The sequence below is a fragment of the Pseudomonas sp. LRP2-20 genome, assembly GCF_024349685.1.
Classification (GTDB): domain Bacteria; phylum Pseudomonadota; class Gammaproteobacteria; order Pseudomonadales; family Pseudomonadaceae; genus Aquipseudomonas.
Genome location: NZ_AP025944.1, coordinates 4018437 through 4041899, shown reverse-complemented (window position 1 = coordinate 4041899; position 23463 = coordinate 4018437). Strand labels below are relative to the sequence as shown.

Genomic DNA, 23463 nt, shown 5'->3' with positions numbered 1-23463 from the left:
GTAATGTTAAAAGTAGTGGTTCATTGGCCAGACGCCGGCCGATCACTACTGGACGCGCAGCACGCGCAGGAATAGACGCGTTTTGAAGAAATCCACCGCAACTCCAGCTCCCTTGCCCGTGCCCCTGTGGCGCCAGCAGCTGCATTACCGCCTCAAGGAAGGTGCGTTGATCGCTGTCGGCGCACTGTGCCTGTACCTGTGGATGGCACTGCTGACGTACGACACGTCGGACCCGGGCTTCAGCCACACCAGCAACGTCGACCAGGTGCAGAATGCCGCCGGGCGTGCCGGTGCGTACTTTGCCGACATCCTGTTCATGGTGCTGGGCTATTTCGCCTACATCTTCCCGCTGCTGCTGGCGATCAAGACCTGGCAGATCTTCCGCGAGCGGCACCAGCCGTGGCAGTGGAGCGGGTGGCTGTTCTCCTGGCGGTTGATCGGCCTGGTGTTCCTGGTGCTGTCGGGCGCGGCCCTGGCGCATATCCATTTCCACCCGCCGGCGAGCCTGCCGTTTTCTGCGGGCGGTGCACTGGGCGAAAGCCTCGGCGACCTGGCGCGCAACCTGCTGAACGTGCAGGGCAGCACCCTGATGTTCATTGCCCTGTTCCTGTTCGGCCTGACCGTGTTCACCGACCTGTCGTGGTTCAAGGTGATGGACATGACCGGCAAGATCACCCTCGACCTGTTCGAGCTGGTGCAGGGTGCGGCCAGCCGCTGGTGGGAAGCGCGCAACGAGCGCAAGCGCCTGGAAGCGCAGCTGCGCGAAGTCGACGAGCCGGTGTTCGACTCGAAGTTCGACCTGGCGCCGAAGGCCGCCGACAAGCGCGAGCCAGCCAAGCCGGCGCTGCGCGAGCGCATCTTCAAGCGTGAAGAAGCACCGGCCCAGCCCGTTGAACCCCGCGAACCGACCCTGGCCCGTGAACCGACGATCGCCCGCGAGCCTGTGGTACCTCGCGAACCGACCCTCGCCCGCGAGCCTGTCGTGCCCCGCGAGCAGCCTGCAGCGGCCCCGACCATCGTGCCACCGGCCGCGGCCAGGGCGCCGGAGCCGAGCAAGCGGGTGATGAAGGAAAAACAGGCGCCGCTGTTCGTCGACAGCGCCGTGGAAGGTACCTTGCCGTCGATTTCCATCCTCGACCCGGCCGAACAGAAGAAGATCGAGTACTCGCCAGAGTCCCTGGCCGGTGTCGGCCAGCTGCTGGAAATCAAGCTCAAGGAGTTCGGCGTGGAAGTCTCGGTGGACTCCATCCACCCAGGCCCGGTGATTACCCGTTACGAAATCCAGCCAGCCGCTGGCGTCAAGGTCAGCCGCATTGCCAACCTGGCCAAGGACCTGGCGCGGTCCCTGGCGGTGACCAGTGTGCGGGTGGTCGAAGTGATCCCCGGCAAGACCACCGTGGGTATCGAGATCCCCAACGAAAACCGGCAGATGGTGCGCTTCTCGGAAGTGCTTGCCACGCCGCAGTACGACGAGCAGAAGTCGCCGGTCACCCTGGCCCTGGGCCACGACATCGGCGGCAAGCCGGTGATCACCGACCTGGCCAAGATGCCGCACCTGCTGGTGGCCGGTACCACCGGTTCCGGTAAGTCGGTGGGGGTCAACGCGATGATCCTGTCGATCCTGTTCAAGTCCAGCCCGGAAGACGCGCGGCTGATCATGATCGACCCGAAAATGCTCGAACTGTCGATCTACGAAGGCATCCCGCACCTGCTGTGCCCGGTGGTCACCGACATGAAGGACGCCGCCAACGCCCTGCGCTGGAGCGTGGCCGAGATGGAGCGGCGCTACAAGCTGATGGCGGCCATGGGCGTGCGTAACCTGGCTGGCTTCAACCGCAAGATCAAGGACGCCCAGGAAGCCGGCGAGATCATCCATGATCCGCTGTATCGCCGCGAGAGCATGGACGACGAGCCGCCAGCGCTGAAGACCCTGCCGACCATCGTCGTGGTGGTCGACGAATTCGCCGACATGATGATGATCGTCGGCAAGAAGGTCGAAGAGCTGATCGCCCGTATCGCCCAGAAGGCGCGGGCCGCCGGTATCCACCTGATCCTCGCCACCCAGCGCCCGTCGGTGGACGTGATCACTGGCCTGATCAAGGCCAACATCCCGACCCGCATGGCGTTCCAGGTGTCGAGCAAGATCGACTCGCGGACCATCATCGACCAGGGCGGCGCCGAACAGCTGCTCGGCCACGGTGACATGCTGTACATGCCGCCGGGCACCAGCCTGCCGATCCGGGTGCACGGTGCGTTCGTCTCCGACGACGAAGTGCACCGCACGGTCGAGGCGTGGAAACTGCGCGGCGCGCCAGACTACAACGACGACATCCTCAATGGTGTCGAAGAGGCCGGCAGCGGCTTCGACGGCGGTGGTGGCGGTGGCGGCGATGGTGACGATGCCGAAACCGATGCCCTGTATGATGAAGCCGTGCAGTTCGTGCTGGAGAGCCGCCGCGCATCCATCTCGGCCGTGCAGCGCAAGCTGAAGATCGGCTACAACCGCGCGGCGCGGATGATCGAGTCGATGGAGATGGCCGGCGTGGTCACCCCGATGAACAGCAACGGCTCGCGGGAAGTGATTGCCCCGGGCGGCCCGCGCGACTGATGAACACCTTGCCGGGCGCCAACGGTGGCGCCCGCCTTTTCAATGCTCAATGAGGATTCCCATGCGCGCGATTCGCATGCTGTTGGTTTCTGCCCTGACCCTGGGCTCGGTTACTGCTTATGCCGGTGAGCAAGACGTACAACGCCTGACCCAGCTGTTGGAAAAATCCCAGACCATCGAGGCCAACTTCTCCCAGCTGACCCTGGATGCCGGCGGCACCAGCCTGCAGGAAACGTCCGGCAAGATGACCGTGAAGCGCCCTGGCCTGTTCTACTGGCACACCAATGCGCCGCAGGAGCAGGTGGTGGTGTCGGACGGCAAGAACGTTACCCTGTGGGACCCGGACCTGGAGCAGGCGACCATCAAGAAGCTCGACCAGCGCCTGAACCAGACTCCGGCGCTGCTGTTGTCCGGTGACGTGTCGAAGATCAGCCAGAGCTTCGACATCACCTCCAAGGAGCAAGGCGAAGTGATGGACTTCACCCTCAAGCCGAAGACCAAGGACACCCTGTTCGACTCGCTGCGCGTGTCGTTCCGCAAGGGCCTGATCAATGACATGCAGCTGGTCGACAGCGTCGGCCAGCGCACCAACATCCTGTTCAATGGCGTCAAGGCCAACCAGGCGGTGCCGGACAGCCAGTTCAAGTTCGACATCCCTAAAGGCGCCGACGTCATCAAGGAGTAAGCAGAGCTCGCCATGGACCTGTTTCGAAGCGAACCCGTCGCCCAGCCGCTGGCCGCCCGCCTGCGTCCGTCCAACCTGGATGAGTACGTTGGCCAGGAGCACCTGCTGGCGCGTGGCAAACCGCTGCGCGAGGCGCTGGAGCAGGGTGCGCTGCACTCGATGATCTTCTGGGGGCCGCCGGGGGTGGGCAAGACCACCCTCGCGCGGCTGCTGGCGCAGTTCTGCGATGCGCACTTCGAGACGGTCTCGGCCGTACTGGCCGGGGTCAAGGAGATCCGCCAGGCGGTCGAAGTGGCCAAGCAGCAGGCCGGGCAGTATGGTCGGCGCACCATCCTGTTCGTCGACGAAGTGCACCGTTTCAACAAGTCCCAGCAGGATGCCTTCCTACCCTATGTAGAGGACGGAACGCTGCTGTTCATCGGTGCCACCACCGAGAACCCGTCGTTCGAGCTGAACAACGCCTTGCTGTCGCGGGCGCGGGTGTACGTGCTCAAGAGCCTCGACGAAGCGGCGCTGCGCAAGCTGGTCCATCGCGCGCTGACCGAAGACCGCGGGCTGGGCAAGCGCAACCTGCGTGTCGGTGACGACGCCTTCAAGATGCTCATGGCCGCCGCCGATGGTGATGGCCGGCGCATGCTCAACTTCCTCGAGAATGCCTCTGACCTGGCCGAAGATGGCAGCGAGATCGACGTCGAGATGCTGCAAAGCCTGCTCGGCGACAGCCGCCGGCGCTTCGACAAGGGGGGCGAGGCGTTCTACGACCAGATTTCCGCGCTGCACAAGTCGGTGCGCGGCTCCAACCCCGATGGCGCCCTGTACTGGTTCGCGCGCATGCTCGACGGCGGCTGCGACCCGCTGTACATCGCCCGCCGCGTGGTGCGCATGGCCAGCGAGGACATCGGCAACGCCGACCCGCGCGCCCTGAGCCTGTGCCTGGCCGCCTGGGACGTGCAGGAGCGCCTGGGCAGCCCGGAAGGCGAGCTGGCGGTGGCCCAGGCCATCACCTACATCGCCTGTGCGCCGAAGAGCAATGCGGTGTACGTGGGCTTCAAGACCGCCTTGCGCGAAGCTGCCGAACACGGCTCGCTGGAAGTGCCGCTGCACCTGCGCAATGCCCCGACCAAGCTGATGAAGCAGCTCGGCTACGGCGAAGAATACCGCTACGCCCACGACGAGCCCGACGCCTATGCTGCCGGCGAGGATTACTTCCCTGAAGCGCTCGAACCGCGCCAGTACTACCAGCCCGTGCCGCGAGGCCTGGAGCTGAAGATCGGCGAGAAGCTGCGCCACCTGGCCGAGCTCGACCGCAACAGCCCCCGCCAGCGGAGAAAACCATGATTGCCCTGATCGCCGCAGTCAGCGCGGGTGGTATCGCCGGGACCTTGTTGCGCTTCGCCACCTCTAACTGGGTCGCGGCCCACTGGCCACGGCACTTCTATCTGGGTACGCTGGCGGTCAACCTGGTTGGCTGCCTGCTGATCGGCCTGCTGTACGGCCTGTTCCTGCACAAACCGCTGGCGCCGGTCGAACTGCGCGCTGGCCTGATCGTCGGCTTCCTTGGCGGCCTGACGACGTTTTCCTCCTTCTCGCTCGATACCGTGCGCCTGATGGAAAGTGGGCAAGTGCCCCTCGCCTTGGGCTATACCAGTATCAGCGTGGTGGGCGGGCTTCTGGCCACCTGGGCCGGCCTGTCCCTGACCCGTTTCTGAACCAACACCTACACATAACGAGAGAACGATATGCTCGATTCCAAACTGTTACGCGGCCAACTTCAGGAAGTGGCGGATCGCCTGGCCTCCCGTGGCTTCAGCCTGGATGTCGCGCGCATCGAATCACTGGAAGAGCGCCGCAAGGCGGTGCAGACCCGCACCGAGCAGCTGCAGGCCGAGCGTAATGCCCGTTCCAAGTCGATCGGCCAGGCCAAGGCCAAGGGCGAGGACATCGCCCCGCTGATGGCTGACGTCGAGCGCATGGCCAATGAACTGGCTGCCGGCAAGAGCGAACTGGACGGTATCCAGGCCGAACTGGACAGCATCCTGCTGACCATCCCCAACCTGCCGGACGCCAGCGTGCCGGTCGGTGCCAGCGAAGACGACAACGTCGAAGTGCGCCGCTGGGGCACGCCGACTGCCTTCGATTTCGAGATCAAGGACCACGTCGCCCTGGGCGAAATCAGCGGTGGCCTGGACTTCGAAGCCGCAGCCAAGTTGTCCGGTGCGCGCTTTGCCGTGCTGCGTGGGCCTATCGCCCGCCTGCACCGCGCCCTGGCGCAGTTCATGATCAACCTGCACACCGGCGAGCACGGCTACGAGGAGCACTACACCCCGTACCTGGTACAGGCCCCGGCCCTGCAGGGCACCGGCCAGCTGCCGAAGTTCGAGGAAGATCTGTTCAAGATCACCCGCGAAGGCGAAGCCGACTTCTACCTGATCCCGACGGCCGAAGTGTCGCTGACCAACCTGGTCGCCGAGCAGATCCTCGACGCCAAGCAGCTGCCGCTCAAACTGGTCGCCCACACCCCGTGCTTCCGTAGCGAAGCCGGTGCTTCGGGCCGTGACACCCGCGGCATGATCCGCCAGCACCAGTTCGACAAGGTCGAGATGGTCCAGGTGGTCGAGCCGTCCAAGTCGATGGAAGCCCTGGAAGGCCTGACCGCCAACGCCGAGCGCGTGCTGCAGTTGCTGGAGCTGCCCTACCGCGTACTGGCCCTGTGCACCGGCGACATGGGCTTCGGCGCCGTGAAAACCTACGACCTCGAAGTGTGGGTGCCGAGCCAGGACAAGTACCGCGAAATCAGCTCCTGCTCCAACTGCGGTGACTTCCAGGCGCGCCGCATGCAGGCCCGCTGGCGTAACCCGGAAACCGGCAAGCCGGAGCTGGTGCACACCCTCAACGGCTCCGGCCTGGCTGTAGGCCGTACCCTGGTGGCGGTGCTGGAAAACTACCAGCAGGCCGACGGGTCGATCCGTGTACCAGAGGTGCTGAAACCGTACATGGGCGGCGTCGAGGTCATCCGTTAAATGGATTACCTGCCGCTGTTCCACAAGCTGCAGGGCGGCCGGGTACTGGTCGTCGGCGGCGGTGAGATCGCCCTGCGCAAGGCGCGCCTGCTGGCCGATGCCGGCGCCGCGCTGCGCGTGGTGGCGCCGGACGTCGACGGCCAGCTGGCCGCGTTGGCCCGGGAAGGTGGCGGTGAGGTGCTGGTGCGTGGCTATCAGGCGGCCGACCTGGTCGGCTGCCGGCTGGTGATCGCGGCCACCGACGACCCTGGGCTCAACGCCCAGGTGTCGGCCGATGCGCAGGCGCTGAGCCTGCCGGTCAACGTGGTGGATGCGCCGGCCCTGTGCACGGTGATCTTCCCGGCGATCGTCGACCGTTCACCGTTGGTGATCGCGGTGTCCAGTGGCGGTGACGCCCCGGTCCTGGCGCGGCTGATCCGCGCCAAGCTGGAAGCCTGGATCCCGTCGGCGTATGGCGAACTGGCCGGGCTGGCCGCGCGCTTCCGGCACAAGGTCAAATCCTTGTACCCGGACGTCAACCAGCGCCGTGGCTTTTGGGAAACCGTGTTCCAGGGGCCGATCGCCGAGCGCCAGCTGGCCGGGCAGGGCGCCGAGGCCGAACGCCTGCTGCAGGCGATGGTCGACGGAGCGCCGGTGCAGCAGGGTGGTGAGGTGTATCTGGTCGGTGCAGGGCCGGGCGATCCGGACTTGCTGACCTTCCGCGCCTTGCGCCTGATGCAGCAGGCCGATGTGGTGCTGTACGACCGCCTGGTGGCTCCGGCCATCATCGAGATGTGCCGGCGTGATGCCGAGCGTATCTATGTCGGCAAGCGCCGCGCCGACCATGCCGTGCCACAGGACCAGATCAACCGCCTGCTGGTCGATCTCGCCCAGCAGGGCAAGCGCGTGTTGCGCCTCAAGGGCGGCGACCCGTTCATCTTCGGCCGTGGTGGCGAAGAGATCGAGGAGCTGGCCGAGCAAGGCATCCCGTTCCAGGTGGTGCCGGGCATTACCGCGGCCAGTGGTTGCTCCGCCTATGGCGGGATTCCGCTGACCCACCGTGACTATGCCCAGTCGGTGCGCTTCGTCACTGGCCACCTCAAGGATGGCACCAGCAATCTGCCTTGGCATGACCTGGTGGCGCCGGCCCAGACCCTGGTGTTCTACATGGGGCTGGTGGGCTTGCCGACCATCTGTGCCGAGCTGATTCGCCATGGGCGGGCGGCCAGTACGCCGGCGGCCCTGGTGCAGCAGGGGACTACGCGCAATCAGCGGGTGTTTACCGGCACCCTGGCGGACCTGCCGGACCTGGTGGCCCAGCATGAAGTGCATGCGCCGACCCTGGTAATTGTCGGGGAAGTGGTGCAGCTGCGCGACAAGCTGGCCTGGTTCGAAGGGGCGCAAAACAGCTGAAACCGTTGGGGCCGCTTTGCGGCCCTTTCGCGACACAAGGCCGCTCCTACAGGGATCACGCGTTTCCTGTAGGAGCGGCCTTGTGTCGTGAAAGGGCTGCACAGCAGCCCCGGCAATCTCAAGCCTGCCAGATCCCTTTGCCCGCCAACCGCTCCCGATCATGGGGCTGGTTGAAGTCCTGCTGCGGGCCCTTGGGCACGATGCCGTTCGGGTTGATGGTCTTGTGGCTCATGTAATAGTGTTTCTGGATGTGCTCCATGTTCACCGTGCCAGCCACGCCCGGCCATTGGTACAGCTCGCGCAGCCAGTTGGGCAGGTTGTGATAGTCGCTCAGGCGGCGCAGGTTGCACTTGAAGTGCCCGTGGTACACCGCATCGAAGCGCACCAGGGTAGTGAACAGGCGCACATCGGCCTCGGTCAGGTACTCGCCCGCCAGATAGCGATTGCGGCCCAGCAGCTCTTCCAGATAATCCAGTTCGTTGAATACGTCATCGAAAGCGGCCTCGTAGGCATCCTGTGTGGTGGCAAAGCCTGCGCGGTACACGCCGTTGTTCACCGCCGGGTAGATGCGTTCGTTCAGCGCCTCGATGGTCGGGCGCAGTGGCTCTGGGTACAGGTCCAGGGTGTTGCCGGTCAGTTCGTTGAACGCACTGTTGAAGATGCGGATGATCTCTGACGACTCGTTGTTGACGATGCGCTTCTCTTTCTTGTCCCACAGCACGGGCACGGTCACCCGGCCGGTGTAGTGCGGGTCGTCCTGGGTGTAGCGCTGGTGCAGGTACTGCAGGGCGTCGAGGTGGTCGCCGCTGGAGCCTTGCTGCGGGTCGAAGGTCCAGCCATGGTCCTGCATCAGCCAGCTGACCACCGACACGTCGATCAGTGGCTCCAGGCCTTTGAGGGCGCGCAGGATCAGGGTGCGGTGGGCCCATGGGCAGGCCAGCGAAACGTACAGGTGGTAGCGGCCGGCCTCTGGAGCGGGCAGCTGATTGCGGCGCTGGGCGTTTTCGCGTTTGAAGGTGCCGTCCTTGCCGTTTTCATACCACTGGTCGTGCCAGCGGCCGTCGATCAAAAGGCCCATGGTGAGCTCCTCGGAAACAAAGTTGTTTGTCGTTGGAGCCCAGTCTAGGGCAAATCGTTCGAATAACTAGCGCAAAGAATGCCCCCTTACTATCTAGTTATTCGATTGGTTGCGCGTAGCCCAGTAACCCCGTGCGCTGGCAAAAGCCTGTTCGCGATCCTGGCCCAGGCCACGCAGCGCCAAGGCCATGGTCGCTATCACGGCCATTTCGCCATAGCTGTCCTCGGCCTCGCCGCGCCAGACCGCCAGCAGCTGTTCGGGCTGCAGGCTCGGTGGCTTCACATGGCGGCGCTCGCTCAGCGCCGGCCATTCCTCGTCCCAGGCTTCGCCTGCGCGGGTGCCGTAGAGGTGGCTGATGACATCGGGGTTGACCTCGATCTCGCCGCCATCGCCCTTGATCACCACGGCGTGGTCGCCGAGCAGGCGGCTGGCTTCACGGTGCACCGCCTGGTAGCCGGGGTGGAAGATGCTCTGCAGGCCGCAACGCGCGCCCAGCGGATTAAGCACCCGTGCCAGGGAATGGATGGGCGAGCGCAGGCCCAGGGTGTTGCGCAGGTCGATCATCCGCTGCAGCTGCGGCGCCCAGTCGTGCAGCGGGGCGAACGCCAGGTGCTGCTGGTCGAGGGCCTGGCCGACCGCCGTCCAGTCGCGGCACAGCGGGATCTGCAGCAGTGCCAGCAGCTGTTCGGTGTACATGCGCCCGGCGGTGTGCGCGCCGCCGCCGTGCATGAGGATGCGCACGCCATTGGCGGCCAGGCACTTGGCGCTGAGCAGGTACCAGGGCAGGTGGCGCTTCTTGCCGGCGTAGGTCGGCCAGTCGATATCCACGGCGATGCGTGGCGCCTGCAGGTGCGCACGCAGGGCTTCGGTGAAACCGGCGAGCTCTTCGGCGCTTTCTTCCTTGTGCCGCAGCAGCATCAGGAAGGCCCCCAGCTGGGTGTCTTCGACCTTGCCTTCGAGCAGCAGGGTCATGGCGGCGCGGGCTTCTTCGCGGGTCAGGCCGCGGGCGCCGCGTTTGCCTTTGCCAAGGATGCGCACGAATTCGGCGAACGGGTGTTCAGCCGGGGTTTCCAGGGTCAGCGGGCGGGCGTCGGTCATATGCAATTGGTCGGCTTGGGCAGGCCCGCCAGCTTGGCGGCGAGTTTGGCGGGGGTGCCGTTGAACAGGCGGTTGAGGTGCGGGCTGTTGCCCTTTTCCGTGCCCAGCTTGAGCGCGGTGTACTTGATCAGCGGGCGGGTGGCCGGCGACAGCTGGTATTCGTCGTAGAACTGGCGCAGCAGTTCGAGGATTTCCCAGTGGTCGGCGGTCAGGGCGATGCTTTCGCGTTCGGCCAGGGCCTCGGCGACCGGGTGCGACCAGTCTTGCAGGTCGACCAGGAAGCCGTCCTTGTCCAGGGCGATGGCGCGATCGCCTACGTTCAACGTACTCATAGCCAGCTGTTGACCTTGTCGTAGTGCAGCGACAGCTCGACGAAAGCCTGGTAGTCCACAGGCTTGGCCAATGCGCTGCTGATGGCGCGGGCCTGCAGGTCTTCGTCGAGGGCGAACAGGCGCTGAGCCAGGTTGGCCGCCTGCAGCTGTTGCTGGGGGGCACTGCCCTCGCGCAGGGCGTAGACCGCATCGCCGCACAGCAGCACGCCGTCGTCGGCACCCAACAGGCGCAGGCAGCTGTCCAGGCGCTCGTCGCCGAACGGGGAGTGGGATAACACGTGCAGGGTTGCCATCAGAGCGTCACCACTTGGTCGAAACGGGCAATCAGGGCTTGCAGGGCGGGATCGTCCAGCACTTCCACTGGCAGCTCCAGGCCATTGTCGGCCAAGCCACGACGCGCCAGGCTGTGCTGGCAGGCGAACAGCTCTTCGACGCCGAACATCGGCAGCGCCTGCAGGTTGGCGGCGAGATTCTTCTGCTCCACGGCGGCCGGTTGCTGGCCGGGCGCCAGCTGGAACACGCCGTCATCGAGGAACAGCATGGCCAGCGGCAGGTCGAAGGCGCCGCCGGCCAGGGCGATGTCCAGCGCTTCGCGGGCGGACGGGCCGTTCCAGGGTGCCTGGCGGCTGATGATCAACAGGGATTTGGCCATTTCAGTCGCCTCCGAAGCAGACCAGGCGGTCGGCCTTTTGCGCAGCTTCATGCAGCTGGCCGAGGCCAGACAGCTCCCACGGCTTGGGCAGGTTCACCGCCGGGCGCTGGTAGCGGCTGGCTTCGGCTTCATCGAGCACGCCACGGCGCAGGGCGGCGGCGATGCACACCACCGCGTCGAGCCGGTTGATTTCGATGAAGGCTCGCCATTGGGCGGCGATGTCCTGCTCATCCTGAGGCGCGACCACGTTGGCCGAGGCGCTGTGCACCCCGTCCTGATAGAAGAACAGCCGGGCAATCTCATGCCCGCCAGCCAGCACCGCCTCGGCGAAGCGCAGGGCGCGGCGCGAGGAGGGCGCATGGGCCGGGGAAAAAACCGCGATAGCGAATTTCATGGATAACTCGTGCAAAGGAATGCCGCCATGATAAAGCAAAAAAGCCCGACCCCGCTTCTACCTGGCGGGGCGAGCTTCCGGTATTTGAGGCTGACGCTAGCCCGTGGGAGCTGGCTTGTCGTGGCGACGAACCGCTGCGATGGGCCGCGCAGCGGCCCACTGGCCCTAACTGGAGGGCACAAGACTCAAGCTTGTTCCTTGCTCTCAGGCAGGAACCAGTTCAACACCAGGGCGCAGATGCCTCCGGTAGCTACACCCGACTCCAGCACATTGCGAATCGCCGCCGGCATGTGCGCGAGGAATTCCGGCACCTGTGCCACACCCAGGCCCAACGCCAGCGACACGGCGATGATCAGCAGGGCACGACGGTCCAGGCGGGTACTGGCCAGGATGTTGATGCCCGACGCGGCAACCGCACCGAACATGACCATGGCCGCGCCACCCAGCACCGGCTCAGGCACTGCCTGGATCACACCGGCCACGCTCGGGAACAGGCCCAGCAGCACCAGCATCGCGGCAATCCAGATGCCGATGTGGCGGCTGGCAATACCGGTCAGCTGAATCACACCGTTGTTCTGGGCGAAGATCGAGCTGGGGAAGGTGTTGAACAGGCCGGCCAGCAGCGAGTTGGCGCCGTTGACCAGCACGCCGCCCTTGATGCGCGACATCCACAGCGGGCCTTCGACCGGCTGGCGCGAGACCTTGCTGGTGGCGGTGACGTCACCGATGGCTTCCAGCGAAGTCACCAGGTAGATCACCAGCATCGGAATGAACAGCGCCCAGGAGAAGCCCAGGCCGAAGTGCAGCGGCATCGGCACCTGGAACAGTGCCGCCTCGTGCATGCCGGTGAAGTCCAGGCGGCCGAGGTAGCCGGCCAGGGCATAGCCGACCGCCAGCGCGATAACGATGGCGCAACTGCGCATCCACACCACCGGGATGCGGTTGAGGACCACGATCACCGCCAGCACCGCGCCCGACAGCAGCAGGTTTTCGCCGTTGGCGAAGGTGCCGTTGGCCATCGCCCCGAAGCCGCCGCCCATGCTGATCAGGCCGACCTTGATCAGGGTCAGGCCGATCATCAAAACGACGATACCGGTCACCAGCGGGGTGATCAGGCGTTTGACGAACGGCAGGATGCGCGACACGCCCATCTCGACAAAGGAGCCTGCAATCACCACGCCGAAGATCGCCGCCATCACGCTTTCGACCGGCGTACCTTGCTTGACCATCAACGCGCCGCCGGCAATCAGCGGCCCGACGAAGTTGAAGCTGGTGCCCTGTACGATGAGCAGCCCGGCACCGAACGGGCCGAAGCGCTTGCACTGGACGAAGGTGGCGATACCGGAGATCACCAGCGACATGGAGACGATGAGGTTGGTATCACGAGCCGAAACGCCCAGCGCCTGGCAGATCAGCAGGCCTGGGGTGACGATCGGCACGATGATCGCCAACAGGTGCTGCAGGGCTGCCAGCAGGCCGATCAACAGCCGTGGCTTGTCCTCGAGGCCAAGTACCAGTTCGTTGGCAGGCGCCGCCGCGCCTGGGCTGTGTTCGTGTGAGCTCATCGGTGAAGCTGCCCCGGAAGAAAAAAGGAGCGCATTCTACGGGCAGAAGGGCGATAGCGGTAGGGGAATGCACGATGGCGGCATGATCGGCGACCATTTGCGTGGTTTTCTGACTTTTAAGTCAGTGTTTAGGGTGGGGTTTGTGGAGGAAGGGGGAGGCTGGCCAGTTGTTCGCCTTGAGGGGTTCAGCGCCAGTGAGATCGAGCGCCGCCCGCGCGGCGCATCGCGAGCTGCGCTCGCTCCTACGTTTGTTTCGGGCCAATTATTCCTGGGGGATTTGCGCGCGAACGCCTTTGGCACATGACTCAATATCGCGTCGTACAAACAAGGCGGTCGCGCACGCCTGCCGCAGGAGTGACTGGCCCGAAACAAACGTAGGAGCGAGCGCAGCTCGCGATGCGCCGCGCGGGCGGCGCTCGATCTCACAGGCGCTGAACCCCTCAAGGCGAACACCCCGCAGCCCACCACATTTCCATCACGCAAAGAAAAGCCCGCCGAAGCGGGCTTTCTCAAGCAGCAATCAATCAGTCATCACGACCCATGATGCCAAACAGCTGCAGCAAGCTGATGAACAGGTTGTAGATCGATACATACAGGCTGATGGTCGCCATGATGTAGTTACGCTCGCCTCCATGGATGATCGCGCTGGTCTGGAACAGAATGCAGACCGACGAGAACAGCACGAAGCCAGCGCTGATCGCCAGTTGCAGGCCGCTGATCTGGAAGAAGAAGCTGGCCACCACCGCACCCAGCAGTACAAAGAAGCCAGCGGTAATGAAGCCGCTGAGGAAGCTCATGTCCTTGCGAGTGATCAGCACATAGGCCGACAGACCACCAAACACCAGCGCGGTCATGGCAAACGCCGAGCTGACCACTTCGGCACCACCGGCCATGCCCAGGTAACGGTTGAGGATCGGGCCGAGAATGAAGCCCATGAAGCCGGTGAGGGCGAAGGTGGACACCAGACCCCAGACCGAATCACGCAGCTTGGCAGTGAGGAAGAACAGACCGTAGAAACCGATCAGCACGACGAACACGTTCGGGTAACCGACACGCATCTGCTGGGCGACGAAGGCCATGACACCGCTGAAGGCGAGGGTGAGTGCCAGCAGGCTGTACGTGTTGCGCAGGACCTTGCTGACCTCCTGCTGCTCGGCTTGTTGGCCGTGGTGTACGGCATAATCCTGTTCGCGCATGGCGACACTCCTTATGGAACCGTGGTTTGAGACGTTCAGATGCAAGCAGTCTAACAGAGCCTCCGCAACCCGCGACACAGAGAGTTTGACAGCGTGTTTCATTACGGTATTATGGCGGCCGCAAAACGAGCTGGAAGCGTGGCCGAGTGGTTTAAGGCAACGGTCTTGAAAACCGTCGATGGGCAACTATCCTAGAGTTCGAATCTCTACGCTTCCGCCATATTCTGAAACCCCTGTGAGCCTTGAGTCCCGGGGGTTTTGTCGTTCTAGGGCCACTTAATCCTCTTGATTTGAGTACACAAGGTGGGTACACAATGGCTCGCATGGCTACTCCATGGAAAGACCCTCGAACGGGCATCTACTACATCAGACGGCGGGTTTCTAAGGACCTCGTTCAGGCCTTTGGCGAGCTCTACAAGAAGAGCCTCAAAACCAAGGATCTGAGCCAGGCCAAGCTACTCTTTGCCTCCGAATGGGTCTCCTCTGAGGAGGCCTTCGCTATGGCTCGTTCACGAGGTGAAGGGCCCACTGTTCTCACGGCCTCTGACATCCAACGATCAACGTAGTTATGCTTGAGTGCGACCTGTGATTGCCCACCTACCAACGCACCGCATACCCACGACAACCATCCTGACATGCGCGCTTCGCTTGTTTAGAGAGCCCTTGTTCTGTGCCCACCTGCTTGGCTACAGAGAACTCCTCTCGGGAGACATGGAGTTCATGCCTGGCTTTTCTGGTTCTCCTTGGATAGTGGAGGCCCGGTTAAACACGGAGATGACTTTTACAACGCCGAGCACTATGAGCATAATTCCAACTGTTTCATAAGCAGTTGGCCAGCGCGCAGACACCATCAACCCTAGCCCCGTCGCAAAAACCATCTCCATTGACAGTAGCTGACTAGCGAGGCTGATTGGCAAGCGCTTTGAAGCAATCGTCCAAGCCCATACCCCACCCATAGATGCCACTATCGCAAGCAGCAAAGCTGGCAGATACAGGTGGTGCACGGAGTACGTGTTAAGAGCCAGGCCAACAGCTTCGGCCTTGAATAGCCCTGAATTTACGAGAATAGGCAGGGCAATCACTGTTTGGATGCCTCCGCCTATCATCATCATTCCCGTCCACACCCAAGAATTTATGCTGGGGCGCTTAGCCAGCGCTCTTTGGTTAGCCAGGCCAAACCAAGTCCAAAGGGCGACTGCTGCAATGGCGGCGATAATCCCCAATGCTAACGACAGAGATAACGATTCACGGGCACTTAAGAGCTCTCGGAAATTCACAAGTATAAGGCCGATCAACGCCATCGCCAGTGGTGCTCGAAGGTGCCCCCATGGAACCCCTCCACGAAATTTCCCTGCAATAGCTAGAACTACGGGTACAAGGCCTAAGAAAGCAGGTGCAATTACTGGGCCTGCGTACTTGGCTGCCACAACTATTGCGAGAAAGTATCCTACATAACCGATGAAACCCAGCCAGAAAGTCGTTAGCCAGTCATTAAGTGTGAGACCTTTACAGGCAGGGTGGTTAATAAAGATTATCCCAAGCCCTAGTAGTGATGAGAATATGAATCTGCAAGCGGCTAGGTCGTAGATTGTATAACTACCGACGACCATCGGCGCCAGGAAATTCAATGACCAAGTGAATGCTGCAAAAAGCGCGGCAGCGATCCCTATTGGAGAAGTAATGATTTTCATAAGGCTGCCCATTGGCAAAGGTGCTGAAGGTAGGGAGCTTTAGCTCCCTACAATGTCGAAAGCGACGATTTAGTCATCGATAGTTTAGAGAAAGAACTGCTAGTCGGCTCTTGAGTTCGGATGTCTCCAGGTAGCAACCTTGTAGAACTTCTATGCCGTTCTTTTCTGCCCTCGGATAACGGCCAGGTCACCACCAGGAAACCGTCTTCGCTCAATTCGCCTTGCTCAGGTTTGATGTTGGGCGATATCTCAGAAGGCTGAATCAAACGTTCCATAGAAGAAGGGTGTCGAGATTCGGTGCTTGGGCAATTTTCCCTCAGCCATCCATGGTGGAAACGGCTGAAACCTCCATGACTCCAAGTTACTGTAACCTGAATGTCGTCCATCACCGCTGCAATCAAGCCGTTTTGGTTGTCATGGTGCCGCAGGTCAGACATGACATTCCGTTTTTCACTTTGAGCCGCTGAATTGATCAATTTGCTGCTGTCAATATTGGGCGTGGCGTTCATATCGGTCGCTTCCATGTGGCCTAACGGACGGTCATGAGTGTTGGCGATGTTCCTATGGTTGAATCACAAATGGAATTCCTATATTTTTACAATCAGTTGTTCCAGAATGGAACAGGAGGCGGCATGGATAAGCACAGTGATATGGCCATACTGGTTGCGGTAGTGGACGCTGGGGGATTCTCACCGGCTGCGCGGGCGCTTAACCTTACTCACTCCGCCATCAGCAAGCGAATTCAGCGGCTTGAAGACAGGTTAGGCGCTCAGTTGCTAACCAGAACTACAAGATTTATGCAGCTCACTGAAATGGGTATGGTCTACGTCCGTGAGGCTCGAGTAATACTCGACAAAATTCAAGCCTTGGAGCGAGTAGTGTCATCTGACGCTGAGGCGCCTCGAGGGAGTATAAGGGTTTCAGCATCCAATGTGTTTGGGCGCCATTTCGTAACTCCGGCCTTGGTTGGTTTTTTGGATCGCTATCCAGAGATTAAAATCGATTTGGTGCTCACTGATGAGTTTGTCGACTTAAAGCAAGACCGGATTGATGTGGCTATTCGAATTGGACGGATGCCCGTGGTGGAACACTCCTGCGTTAAGCTTGGAGAGAGTCCGCGCACTTTATGTGCGTCACCTGTTTATCTTGATGTGTATGGTAAGCCAGAGGTGCGCTCTGATCTGGTTAAACATATCAGGCTGAAATTAAATTTTGATACAGAAATGAATGATCTGTCTGAAATGACTGAGCCCTCACTACGGGGTCAAGCTTCAAGTCGATTCACGTGTAATAGTGTCGAGGCTATTCATACTGCTTGCCTGGCGGGTCATGGAATAGCTTTGCTTCCGGACTACCTGGTTGCGCAAGACATTGCGGATGGGCGTCTAATTTCACTTTTCTCCCCAGCTCCAGACAGCTTAGTGCCGAGTATCTATGCCGTTGTAAATTACAAAGAAACTCTACCAGCTAGGTTGAAGATTTTGCTGGATTACATTTCTAAAACGTTGGTTGCGAAGGCGCAAGGGAGCCCTTGGTGGGCGTCCGTCGAAGCCTCTGGGTAGTTCTGATGCAGACTGTGATAGGGCGGCGATTTCGCCAAGCTGCCCGCAGTCAAACAGAAGCAGGGGAGCTTGGCGAGTGTGAGGGAACCGACCTAGCGGTTTACGTCGACAATCAATCGGCCACGGATCTTCCCGTCCATCAAATCGACGGCGGCTGGAAGAGCAGACTCAAGGCTAATCTCCTGAGTCATCAGAGATAAGGCATCGAGGTTGAGTTGATTAGCCAGTCGTTTCCAAGCTTCGACTCGTCGCTCAAATGGTTGAGTAACACTGTTGATGCCAAGCAGGCTTACCCCTCGCAGAATGAAGGGAGCAACGGTTGCAGGGAAATCCATTCCCTGAGCCAATCCACATGCGGCCACCAAGCCTTCAGGCATCGTGCTTGCGCAGGCATTGGCCAAGGTGTGGCTACCGACTGAGTCGATTACTGCAGCCCATTTCTCTTTTGCCAGAGGGCGCCCAGGGGCAGAAAGCTCGGCACGATCAATGATCGTCGTCGCCCCCAGGCTCTTCAGATACGCTTCTTCGCTGGATTTTCCGGTAGCGGCAGTGACGGTGTACCCAGCACCTGCCAGAAGGCTGATTGCGAAGCTACCGACACCACCTGTGGCGCCTGTCACCAGCACGGGGCCATTGGCCGGCTTCAGTCCATGGCGTTCCAGCGCCATCATGCACAGCATGGCGGTGTATCCGGCAGTGCCGACGGCCATGGATTGGCGTTCGGTCAAGCGCTCGGGGTGAGGGATAAGCCAGTCCCCGCTCAGCCTCGCCTTTTGTGCAAGTCCACCCCAATGGCTTTCGCCCACGCCCCAGCCGTTCAAGAGTACGCGGTCACCTGGCTTATAGCGCGGATCATCACTTGACTCGACGGTGCCTGCGAGGTCAATGCCCGGCACCATAGGGTAGCTGCGAACAACCGGCCCTCGGCCGGTGATTGCCAGAGCATCCTTGTAGTTCAAGGTGCTGTAGGCGACCTTCACCGTCACCTTTCCGCTTGGCAGCTGGTCATCGTTCAGCTCAGTGAGTCGGGCCGAATACTTGTTTTCCTGCTTCTCAATCAGAATGCCTTTGAACATTACCAATCCTCATTTAGACCGATTGTCTTTAAATTGTCGCAAGGAATCATTTGGTGATTCCCGCCAGAAAACCTTGAAAAAAAATGTCGAGGGGACGGACATGTTGCACAAGACGCGCTCGAAGGATGGCGCCCTCCCAGCCAACCCAGAAGAAGGCGGCAAGGGCTCGGCAGTCATGCTTGGAAGATAGCTCTCCCAGTTCGACCGCCTCCTCCAGGCAGATAGATAAGCGCTGCTCCCAGTCCTTCAGGGTCAGTTCCAGTTGTTCACGGAAGCTGTCTGGCAGCACCAGTACTTCTTGCCCAAGATTGCCCACAAGGCAGCCCCTTCGGAACTGGTACCTGGTCATCCCGAGTTTTGCCTCTTCAACGAAGTTGGACAGCCTTCGCAGAGGGGGCACGCTTAGGTCGCTGAAGCAGCGATCCAGCTTTCGAGCAAAGTAGTCTGCATAGCGCTCCAACACGGCTTGGCCGAAAGCTTCTTTGCTTTCAAAATAGTGATAGAACGAGCCTTTGGGTACCTGGACACGCTTGAGAACGGTGTCGATGCCGGTGGCAGCAAAGCCTTGTTCAGTGAGGATTTCCATGCCGCAGCGCAGGAGCAGCTCCAGCGTTTCACCATGCTCACGCGGGACTTTTGGGGGGCGGCCTCTTCGAGAGACAGGTTTAGAGCTATTCATGCGTTGTAATTTAGACCAATCGTCTTTAATGTCAACCACTGAGAGATTTGATCCCCCACGAACCTAGCGCTGGATACGTTATGAAGAAGCGTTTACCTCCCTTGAACTGGCTACGGGCTTTCGAGGTTTCTGCGCGGCTGCTGAATTTCACGCACGCAGCGGAAGAGCTCAACCTCACGCAGGCGGCAATCAGTCAACAGGTAAAGGGCCTGGAGTCCCAGTTGGGGGTTGCTCTTTTCAAGCGCCTGGCACGAGGCCTGGAGCTCACCGAGGCAGGGAAGTCATACTTCCCTGTGGTGAGGGAGTCCGTCGAGCGCCTGGCAGCTTCCACGGATGAAATTTTTGGGCAAGGTCACCGCAGCGTATTGATCATCCGCAGTAGTCTGGTCTTTTTCACACACTGGATTGCGCCTCGGTTGCCTCGCTTTCAGGCCCTACATCCTGACGTCAATCTGCGCGTCGCTAGCAATATTTGGGTGGACGACTCAGAGTTCGATGCCGACCTGGAGATCAGGTATGGGCAAGGGCGATGGCCAGGCATGAAGTCTGAGCGCTTGACGTGGGATACGTTGGTACCGGTTTGCTCTCCTGCACTCATCACTGATGAGCGTCCGCTGAGCTGCCCTCAAGACCTTGCGAAGCACCAGTTACTTCACGTCCTGGGATACGAGGAGGGATGGGGATATTGGCTTCAGAAAAATAACGCTGAAACCGTCGATTCCTCTCAGGGGTTGCAATTTGACACCCTGATTTCGGCCTTGGCGATTGCCGAGTTGGGCCAGGGTGTTGCCTTGGCCAGATCTTCACTGGTCAAGCATTTGTTGGATGAGGGTCGGCTTGTAGCCCCCTTCGGGGGCTGCGTTCCAACCAAAGAGGCGTTCTACCTGACTTACTCGGCGCACAGCATGGTTAACCCGATTGCCGCTGCATTCGCACAGTGGCTATGTGATGAGGCGAAGTCATTCAGGCTTTTGTCCAGCGAAGGTGCGGACGAGAGCGAGGGATGATTAGAAAGCAACTCAAGCATTAAAAATGGCCCATCAGGGCCATTTTAATTGCCTCTATGAAAGCCTCAAATTACGGCACTTGTTTTTCTCGTATACCATTGAGCTTAAGAGTGGTTACTCTTTGATGCCACGTAAACGAAGAGACCGACGACGCATAAGCTCAACCGCAACCAACAACGCCACTGAGCCGAGTATCAGTAGGGTAGCTGCAGCGAGGATTGTCGGGCTTATCTGTTCACGCATGCCTGACCACATTTGTCGCGGTATGGTGCGTTGTTCGACACCTCCAAGGAATTGCACCAAGACAGCTTCGTCAAATGAGGTCACCATCGCGAAGAGTGCGCCGGACATGATCCCTGGGCGAATGATAGGGAAGGTTACACGGAAAAACGTATACGTTGAAGAAGCCCCCAGACTCGATGCTGCCCGAGTCAATGAATGATCGAAACCTACCAGCGTCGCTGTCACGGTAATAATGACAAATGGGGTGCCTAGTACAGCGTGACCCAGAATGATTCCTATATGGTTTTGCCCTATGCCCATTGTGCTGTAAAAAAAGTACATGCCTGCCGAGGAGATTATCACTGGGACAATCATCGGTGATATCAGCGTACCCATTAACAGTCCCTTGCACGGTAGATTGGCGCGGCATAGACCTAGAGCTGCTAAGGTTCCCAGCGCTGTTGCGATGACAGTGGCACAGCATGCAATCACCATGCTGTTCTTGAATGACAATAGCCACATTGGGTCTTCAAGAAGCATGTGATACCAACGCATTGAAAAGGCCGCAGGGTCAAGGCTGAGCATTCCGCTGGTAAAGCTGAAGTAGGGTTCCACATTGAACGACAGCGGCATAACGACCAATATTGGCAGGATTAAAAAAAGCAGTACCAAAACACCAAACCCACGAACACTGAAGAACCAGACTCTGCCCAGTGGGCTTGTATAGCTCGGAAGACTCATCTCGATTACCCCAGTTTCATGTTGTTGATGCCAACGACTCGGTCGTATATCCAGTACAGCACCAGGACAATCAGCAGCAGGATGGAGGCGATGGCTGCAGCCAGCCCCCAGTTAAGGGAGGTTTGCATGTGATAGGCAATAAAGTTGCTGATGACCTGGCCGGTGCGACCTCCCACCAGTGCCGGAGTGATGTAGTAACCAGTGGCCAGAATGAAGACCAAAATGCCTCCCGCACTCAAGCCGGGTAAGGACAGGGGAAAATAGATCTGCGCGAAGGTGCGGAACGAGCTGGCCCCCATGGAGTGCGCTGCACGCACGTAGGTAGCGTCAATACTCTTCATGACGCTGTACATCGGCAACACCATGAATGGCAACAGGATGTGGGTCATGGCAATCACTGTTCCGAACATGTTGTACATGAGCTCAAGCGGCTGGTTAATCAGCCCCATGCTGGTCAATGTGCTGTTGAGCACGCCGTTTGACTGCAGGATTACCATCCAGGCGCTGGTACGTACCAACAGTGATGTCCAGAACGGCAAGAGCACCATGACCATCAACAGGTTGCTGGTTTTCGCAGGAAGAGTTGCCAGCATGTATGCCAGCGGATACCCCAACAGCATGCACAGCCCCGTTATACCCAATGCAACCAGCAACGTCTTGACCAGAATGCTGACGTAAATACGCCGGCTTTCAGGTTGCTTAACTACGTTGCCTTGATCGTCGTAGCGCAAGTCAAGCGCCGCAACGTAGTTTGAGACGGAATAGGCGGGTGCCAGTCTCTTCAGCTGCATCCAGATGCCAACCTGCCCCCATCGTTTATCGCTACTGATCATCCTGGCTTTGAACGATCCCGGCGCGACTGTTTCACTAGCCAAACCTCGCGCTGTACGAGCGACCAGGCTCTTTGCATCGCTCATGACTCGATTGAGGTCAGAGCCGACACTGTCCAACTGTCGATGCTCCTGTAGGGTGAGAAGTTCGTGTCCAACTACCGCGAAAACTTGCTCGTCTGGCAGTTCTATCCCCTCCCAGTTGAGCAAAGCGGCAGCCGTCAGTGGCATTCCCGTAGAAAGGGCTGGGGTTTGCACACTCCGCAGCAGCATGGCGCCAATCGGCATTATGAAAAATACCGTGATGAATGCCAGTAACGGCATGACCAATAACAATGACTTGGTCTTGTTCAGGCGTTCCGCTCGGTCAAGTTTTTCCTTGAGGTTTTCTTGAGGCAGGGCACTGTCGAGCAGTGTGCTTTCGGTATATGAGTTCATCGGCGTACTCCGGAACAGCTGTAAAGTCGTTTAAAGGCTTCAAGCATCCAGCGCTCGACAGTCATCAGCCGACCAACCTACATCAATGCAAGTACCGGCTTGAGGGGCAGCGTGCCCCGTTGTATTGACGACCTTGACGATGAACTCATCGTTGTCTGCCAACTTTAGCCGCGCTCGTAAATGATCACCGTGGTAAATGATCTCCTCGATACGCGCGGGCATATGGTTGTCGTACTCACCTACACGTGCGCCAATTTGCACACGCTCAGGGCGTATCGATAATGTGGTGTCTGAGCTGTTCGATGCGATGTTGACGGCAAGTGCCTTGATCATGTGCTTACCAACCAGAACCTGGCAGTAGTCTTGTTGACGCTCGACAATCTGTCCCTTCAGGCGATTGTTTTCACCGATAAAGCTCGCGACAAAAGCTGTCTGGGGTTTCTCGTAAAGATCTGAAGGGTTGGCCAGTTGTTGGACAATTCCGTCGTTGAACACGGCGATGCGATCCGACATTGTCAGCGCCTCGGCTTGATCGTGGGTGACGTACACCACTGTGATACCGAGCTGCTTCGACAGGCGTTTGATCTCGTACTGCATTTGTTCACGCAGTTGTTTGTCCAGCGCGCCCAATGGTTCGTCCATAAGCACCAGGCGCGGCTCGAAAATCAATGCACGGGCCAGCGCCAATCGCTGTTTTTGACCACCCGATAACTGAGCAGGCATTCGCTTGGCAAAAGGCCCCAGGGCCACCAGATCCAGCGATTTCCTCACGCGGGTTTCAATGTCCTGCCGGGACATCTTGCGTACCCTTAGCGGGAAGGCCAGGTTTTCTTCAATGGTCATGTGGGGAAACAGGGCGTAGTTCTGGAATACCATGCCTATGCCGCGTTTTTGCGGGGAGATATCGTTGACCGGCTGTCCGTCAATGCAGATCTGCCCATGAGTCACCGTCTCGAACCCTGCCAGCATCATCAGGCAGGTGGTTTTGCCTGAGCCCGAAGGGCCAAGCATGGTGACGAACTCTCCCTGTTCGATTTCGAGGTTGAAGTTCTTGACGACGAGATGTTCGCCGTCATAACTCTTCTGCACATTTCGAAAACTTACAAAAGATTCAGTACGCATGGGGGATTTCTCTTGTTATGGGGCGTAGCAGGGCCGGCCACGAAAAGTCGCCCGCGCCCATCAAGGAATACATCA

Annotated in this window: 24 protein-coding genes and 1 tRNA gene; 10 read left to right on the top strand and 15 right to left on the bottom strand. The window is 60.0% G+C overall.

The window, feature by feature from the left end; all coding sequences use genetic code 11:
- Window positions 1-22: 22 nt before the first annotated feature.
- The 6 genes from OCX61_RS18135 to cysG all read left to right on the top strand — a co-directional run bounded on the left by OCX61_RS18135 (window position 23) and on the right by cysG (window position 7705).
- Window positions 23-2608 carry a DNA translocase FtsK gene (locus OCX61_RS18135; RefSeq protein WP_410011118.1) on the top strand — a complete coding sequence of 862 codons (2586 nt, stop codon included), beginning with the start codon at window positions 23-25 and terminating at the stop codon, window positions 2606-2608.
- A gap of 61 nt (window positions 2609-2669) precedes the next feature.
- Window positions 2670-3293: an outer membrane lipoprotein periplasmic chaperone LolA gene (lolA, locus tag OCX61_RS18130; protein ID WP_016392718.1), complete on the top strand. Its 624-nt coding sequence runs from the start codon at window positions 2670-2672 to the stop codon at window positions 3291-3293.
- 12 nt (window positions 3294-3305) lie between these two features.
- Window positions 3306-4631 (top strand): replication-associated recombination protein A, encoded by a 1326-nt coding sequence (locus OCX61_RS18125; protein ID WP_261940762.1) that lies wholly within the window; start codon window positions 3306-3308, stop codon window positions 4629-4631.
- Window positions 4628-5002: a fluoride efflux transporter CrcB gene (crcB, locus tag OCX61_RS18120; protein WP_070092653.1), complete on the top strand. Its 375-nt coding sequence runs from the start codon at window positions 4628-4630 to the stop codon at window positions 5000-5002. Before OCX61_RS18125 ends, crcB begins: the two co-directional genes overlap by 4 nt.
- Before the next feature lie 30 nt (window positions 5003-5032).
- Window positions 5033-6313 (top strand): serine--tRNA ligase, encoded by a 1281-nt coding sequence (serS, locus tag OCX61_RS18115; RefSeq protein WP_261940761.1) that lies wholly within the window; start codon window positions 5033-5035, stop codon window positions 6311-6313.
- A complete protein-coding gene (cysG, locus tag OCX61_RS18110) occupies window positions 6314-7705 on the top strand; it encodes a siroheme synthase CysG (RefSeq protein WP_261940760.1) in 1392 nt (463 codons plus the stop codon).
- 118 nt (window positions 7706-7823) lie between these two features.
- Here the strand turns inward: cysG and OCX61_RS18105 are convergent, their stop codons facing one another.
- The 8 genes from OCX61_RS18105 to OCX61_RS18070 form a co-directional block, all read right to left on the bottom strand.
- A complete protein-coding gene (locus OCX61_RS18105) occupies window positions 7824-8783 on the bottom strand; it encodes a glutathione S-transferase family protein (RefSeq protein ID WP_261940759.1) in 960 nt (319 codons plus the stop codon).
- A 93-nt stretch (window positions 8784-8876) separates the two neighbouring features.
- Window positions 8877-9881 (bottom strand): glycosyl transferase family protein, encoded by a 1005-nt coding sequence (locus OCX61_RS18100; protein ID WP_261940758.1) that lies wholly within the window; start codon window positions 9879-9881, stop codon window positions 8877-8879.
- Window positions 9878-10213 carry a TusE/DsrC/DsvC family sulfur relay protein gene (locus OCX61_RS18095; RefSeq protein WP_085674362.1) on the bottom strand — a complete coding sequence of 112 codons (336 nt, stop codon included), beginning with the start codon at window positions 10211-10213 and terminating at the stop codon, window positions 9878-9880. Before OCX61_RS18095 ends, OCX61_RS18100 begins: the two co-directional genes overlap by 4 nt.
- Entirely contained in the window at window positions 10210-10506 is a 297-nt protein-coding gene (gene tusB, locus OCX61_RS18090; protein WP_261940757.1) for a sulfurtransferase complex subunit TusB, read from the bottom strand. Before tusB ends, OCX61_RS18095 begins: the two co-directional genes overlap by 4 nt.
- Window positions 10506-10865, bottom strand: a complete 360-nt coding sequence (gene tusC / locus OCX61_RS18085) for a sulfurtransferase complex subunit TusC (RefSeq protein WP_261940756.1) — start codon at window positions 10863-10865, stop codon at window positions 10506-10508. Before tusC ends, tusB begins: the two co-directional genes overlap by 1 nt.
- Window position 10866: 1 nt before the next feature.
- On the bottom strand, window positions 10867-11259 hold the full coding sequence (gene tusD / locus OCX61_RS18080) for a sulfurtransferase complex subunit TusD (RefSeq protein ID WP_261940755.1): 393 nt from the start codon (window positions 11257-11259) through the stop codon (window positions 10867-10869).
- Window positions 11260-11444: 185 nt separating this feature from the next.
- Complete coding sequence (locus tag OCX61_RS18075) at window positions 11445-12824, bottom strand: nucleobase:cation symporter-2 family protein (RefSeq protein WP_261940754.1); 1380 nt, start codon at window positions 12822-12824, stop codon at window positions 11445-11447.
- A gap of 524 nt (window positions 12825-13348) precedes the next feature.
- Window positions 13349-14020 (bottom strand): Bax inhibitor-1/YccA family protein, encoded by a 672-nt coding sequence (locus OCX61_RS18070; protein ID WP_027919754.1) that lies wholly within the window; start codon window positions 14018-14020, stop codon window positions 13349-13351.
- A gap of 132 nt (window positions 14021-14152) precedes the next feature.
- On the opposite strand from OCX61_RS18070, the gene OCX61_RS18065 reads away from it, so the two are divergent.
- Both OCX61_RS18065 and OCX61_RS27225 read left to right on the top strand, forming a co-directional pair.
- Window positions 14153-14240: transfer RNA gene (locus tag OCX61_RS18065), tRNA-Ser, on the top strand.
- A 94-nt stretch (window positions 14241-14334) separates the two neighbouring features.
- On the top strand, window positions 14335-14586 hold the full coding sequence (locus OCX61_RS27225) for a DUF6538 domain-containing protein (RefSeq protein WP_315973259.1): 252 nt from the start codon (window positions 14335-14337) through the stop codon (window positions 14584-14586).
- Between the two features lie 120 nt (window positions 14587-14706).
- Here OCX61_RS27225 and OCX61_RS18060 read toward each other — a convergent pair whose 3' ends face one another.
- Both OCX61_RS18060 and OCX61_RS18055 read right to left on the bottom strand, forming a co-directional pair.
- Window positions 14707-15711, bottom strand: coding sequence for a DMT family transporter (locus tag OCX61_RS18060; RefSeq protein ID WP_261940753.1), 1005 nt, complete (start codon window positions 15709-15711; stop codon window positions 14707-14709).
- 47 nt (window positions 15712-15758) lie between these two features.
- A complete protein-coding gene (locus OCX61_RS18055) occupies window positions 15759-16220 on the bottom strand; it encodes a gamma-butyrobetaine hydroxylase-like domain-containing protein (RefSeq protein WP_261940752.1) in 462 nt (153 codons plus the stop codon).
- 33 nt (window positions 16221-16253) lie between these two features.
- Here OCX61_RS18055 and OCX61_RS18050 point away from each other — a divergent pair, with 33 nt between their 5' ends.
- The gene (locus tag OCX61_RS18050; protein WP_261940751.1) at window positions 16254-17273 is read left to right on the top strand and encodes a LysR family transcriptional regulator; all 1020 of its coding nucleotides are present in this window, start codon (window positions 16254-16256) and stop codon (window positions 17271-17273) included.
- A gap of 92 nt (window positions 17274-17365) precedes the next feature.
- On the opposite strand, the gene acuI is transcribed toward OCX61_RS18050, so the two are convergent.
- Both acuI and acuR read right to left on the bottom strand, forming a co-directional pair.
- Complete coding sequence (acuI, locus tag OCX61_RS18045) at window positions 17366-18349, bottom strand: acrylyl-CoA reductase (NADPH) (protein WP_261940750.1); 984 nt, start codon at window positions 18347-18349, stop codon at window positions 17366-17368.
- A gap of 46 nt (window positions 18350-18395) precedes the next feature.
- Window positions 18396-19028, bottom strand: coding sequence for an acrylate utilization transcriptional regulator AcuR (gene acuR, locus OCX61_RS18040; protein ID WP_410011081.1), 633 nt, complete (start codon window positions 19026-19028; stop codon window positions 18396-18398).
- An 80-nt stretch (window positions 19029-19108) separates the two neighbouring features.
- On the opposite strand from acuR, the gene gcvA reads away from it, so the two are divergent.
- A complete protein-coding gene (gcvA, locus tag OCX61_RS18035; RefSeq protein ID WP_261940748.1) occupies window positions 19109-20035 on the top strand; it encodes a transcriptional regulator GcvA in 927 nt (308 codons plus the stop codon).
- Window positions 20036-20149: 114 nt separating this feature from the next.
- Here gcvA and OCX61_RS18030 read toward each other — a convergent pair whose 3' ends face one another.
- Genes OCX61_RS18030 through OCX61_RS18020 form a run of 3 tightly spaced genes read right to left on the bottom strand, consistent with a single transcriptional unit; the run spans window position 20150 to window position 23388 of the window.
- Entirely contained in the window at window positions 20150-20998 is an 849-nt protein-coding gene (locus OCX61_RS18030; protein WP_261940747.1) for an ABC transporter permease, read from the bottom strand.
- 5 nt (window positions 20999-21003) lie between these two features.
- On the bottom strand, window positions 21004-22266 hold the full coding sequence (locus OCX61_RS18025; protein WP_261940746.1) for an ABC transporter permease: 1263 nt from the start codon (window positions 22264-22266) through the stop codon (window positions 21004-21006).
- Window positions 22267-22305: 39 nt separating this feature from the next.
- A complete protein-coding gene (locus OCX61_RS18020; protein WP_261940745.1) occupies window positions 22306-23388 on the bottom strand; it encodes an ABC transporter ATP-binding protein in 1083 nt (360 codons plus the stop codon).
- Window positions 23389-23463 lie beyond the last annotated feature (75 nt).

What these genes read in the sequence shown, in the direction of transcription:
- acuR (WP_410011081.1), bottom strand. Translation starts at nt 19,028, where the DNA reads ATGAATAGCTCTAAACCTGTCTCTCGAAGAGGCCGCCCCCCAAAAGTC.
- OCX61_RS18055 (WP_261940752.1), bottom strand. Translation starts at nt 16,220, where the DNA reads ATGAACGCCACGCCCAATATTGACAGCAGCAAATTGATCAATTCAGCG.
- OCX61_RS18105 (WP_261940759.1), bottom strand. Translation starts at nt 8,783, where the DNA reads ATGGGCCTTTTGATCGACGGCCGCTGGCACGACCAGTGGTATGAAAAC.
- OCX61_RS18060 (WP_261940753.1), bottom strand. Translation starts at nt 15,711, where the DNA reads ATGAAAATCATTACTTCTCCAATAGGGATCGCTGCCGCGCTTTTTGCA.
- OCX61_RS18075 (WP_261940754.1), bottom strand. Translation starts at nt 12,824, where the DNA reads ATGAGCTCACACGAACACAGCCCAGGCGCGGCGGCGCCTGCCAACGAA.
- OCX61_RS18030 (WP_261940747.1), bottom strand. Translation starts at nt 20,998, where the DNA reads ATGAGTCTTCCGAGCTATACAAGCCCACTGGGCAGAGTCTGGTTCTTC.
- serS (WP_261940761.1), top strand. Translation starts at nt 5,033, where the DNA reads ATGCTCGATTCCAAACTGTTACGCGGCCAACTTCAGGAAGTGGCGGAT.
- tusD (WP_261940755.1), bottom strand. Translation starts at nt 11,259, where the DNA reads ATGAAATTCGCTATCGCGGTTTTTTCCCCGGCCCATGCGCCCTCCTCG.
- tusB (WP_261940757.1), bottom strand. Translation starts at nt 10,506, where the DNA reads ATGGCAACCCTGCACGTGTTATCCCACTCCCCGTTCGGCGACGAGCGC.
- OCX61_RS18020 (WP_261940745.1), bottom strand. Translation starts at nt 23,388, where the DNA reads ATGCGTACTGAATCTTTTGTAAGTTTTCGAAATGTGCAGAAGAGTTAT.
- lolA (WP_016392718.1), top strand. Translation starts at nt 2,670, where the DNA reads ATGCGCGCGATTCGCATGCTGTTGGTTTCTGCCCTGACCCTGGGCTCG.
- OCX61_RS18095 (WP_085674362.1), bottom strand. Translation starts at nt 10,213, where the DNA reads ATGAGTACGTTGAACGTAGGCGATCGCGCCATCGCCCTGGACAAGGAC.
- OCX61_RS27225 (WP_315973259.1), top strand. Translation starts at nt 14,335, where the DNA reads ATGGCTCGCATGGCTACTCCATGGAAAGACCCTCGAACGGGCATCTAC.
- OCX61_RS18125 (WP_261940762.1), top strand. Translation starts at nt 3,306, where the DNA reads ATGGACCTGTTTCGAAGCGAACCCGTCGCCCAGCCGCTGGCCGCCCGC.
- crcB (WP_070092653.1), top strand. Translation starts at nt 4,628, where the DNA reads ATGATTGCCCTGATCGCCGCAGTCAGCGCGGGTGGTATCGCCGGGACC.
- gcvA (WP_261940748.1), top strand. Translation starts at nt 19,109, where the DNA reads ATGAAGAAGCGTTTACCTCCCTTGAACTGGCTACGGGCTTTCGAGGTT.
- OCX61_RS18025 (WP_261940746.1), bottom strand. Translation starts at nt 22,266, where the DNA reads ATGAACTCATATACCGAAAGCACACTGCTCGACAGTGCCCTGCCTCAA.
- OCX61_RS18070 (WP_027919754.1), bottom strand. Translation starts at nt 14,020, where the DNA reads ATGCGCGAACAGGATTATGCCGTACACCACGGCCAACAAGCCGAGCAG.
- tusC (WP_261940756.1), bottom strand. Translation starts at nt 10,865, where the DNA reads ATGGCCAAATCCCTGTTGATCATCAGCCGCCAGGCACCCTGGAACGGC.
- cysG (WP_261940760.1), top strand. Translation starts at nt 6,314, where the DNA reads ATGGATTACCTGCCGCTGTTCCACAAGCTGCAGGGCGGCCGGGTACTG.
- OCX61_RS18100 (WP_261940758.1), bottom strand. Translation starts at nt 9,881, where the DNA reads ATGACCGACGCCCGCCCGCTGACCCTGGAAACCCCGGCTGAACACCCG.
- acuI (WP_261940750.1), bottom strand. Translation starts at nt 18,349, where the DNA reads ATGTTCAAAGGCATTCTGATTGAGAAGCAGGAAAACAAGTATTCGGCC.
- OCX61_RS18050 (WP_261940751.1), top strand. Translation starts at nt 16,254, where the DNA reads ATGAGTGTTGGCGATGTTCCTATGGTTGAATCACAAATGGAATTCCTA.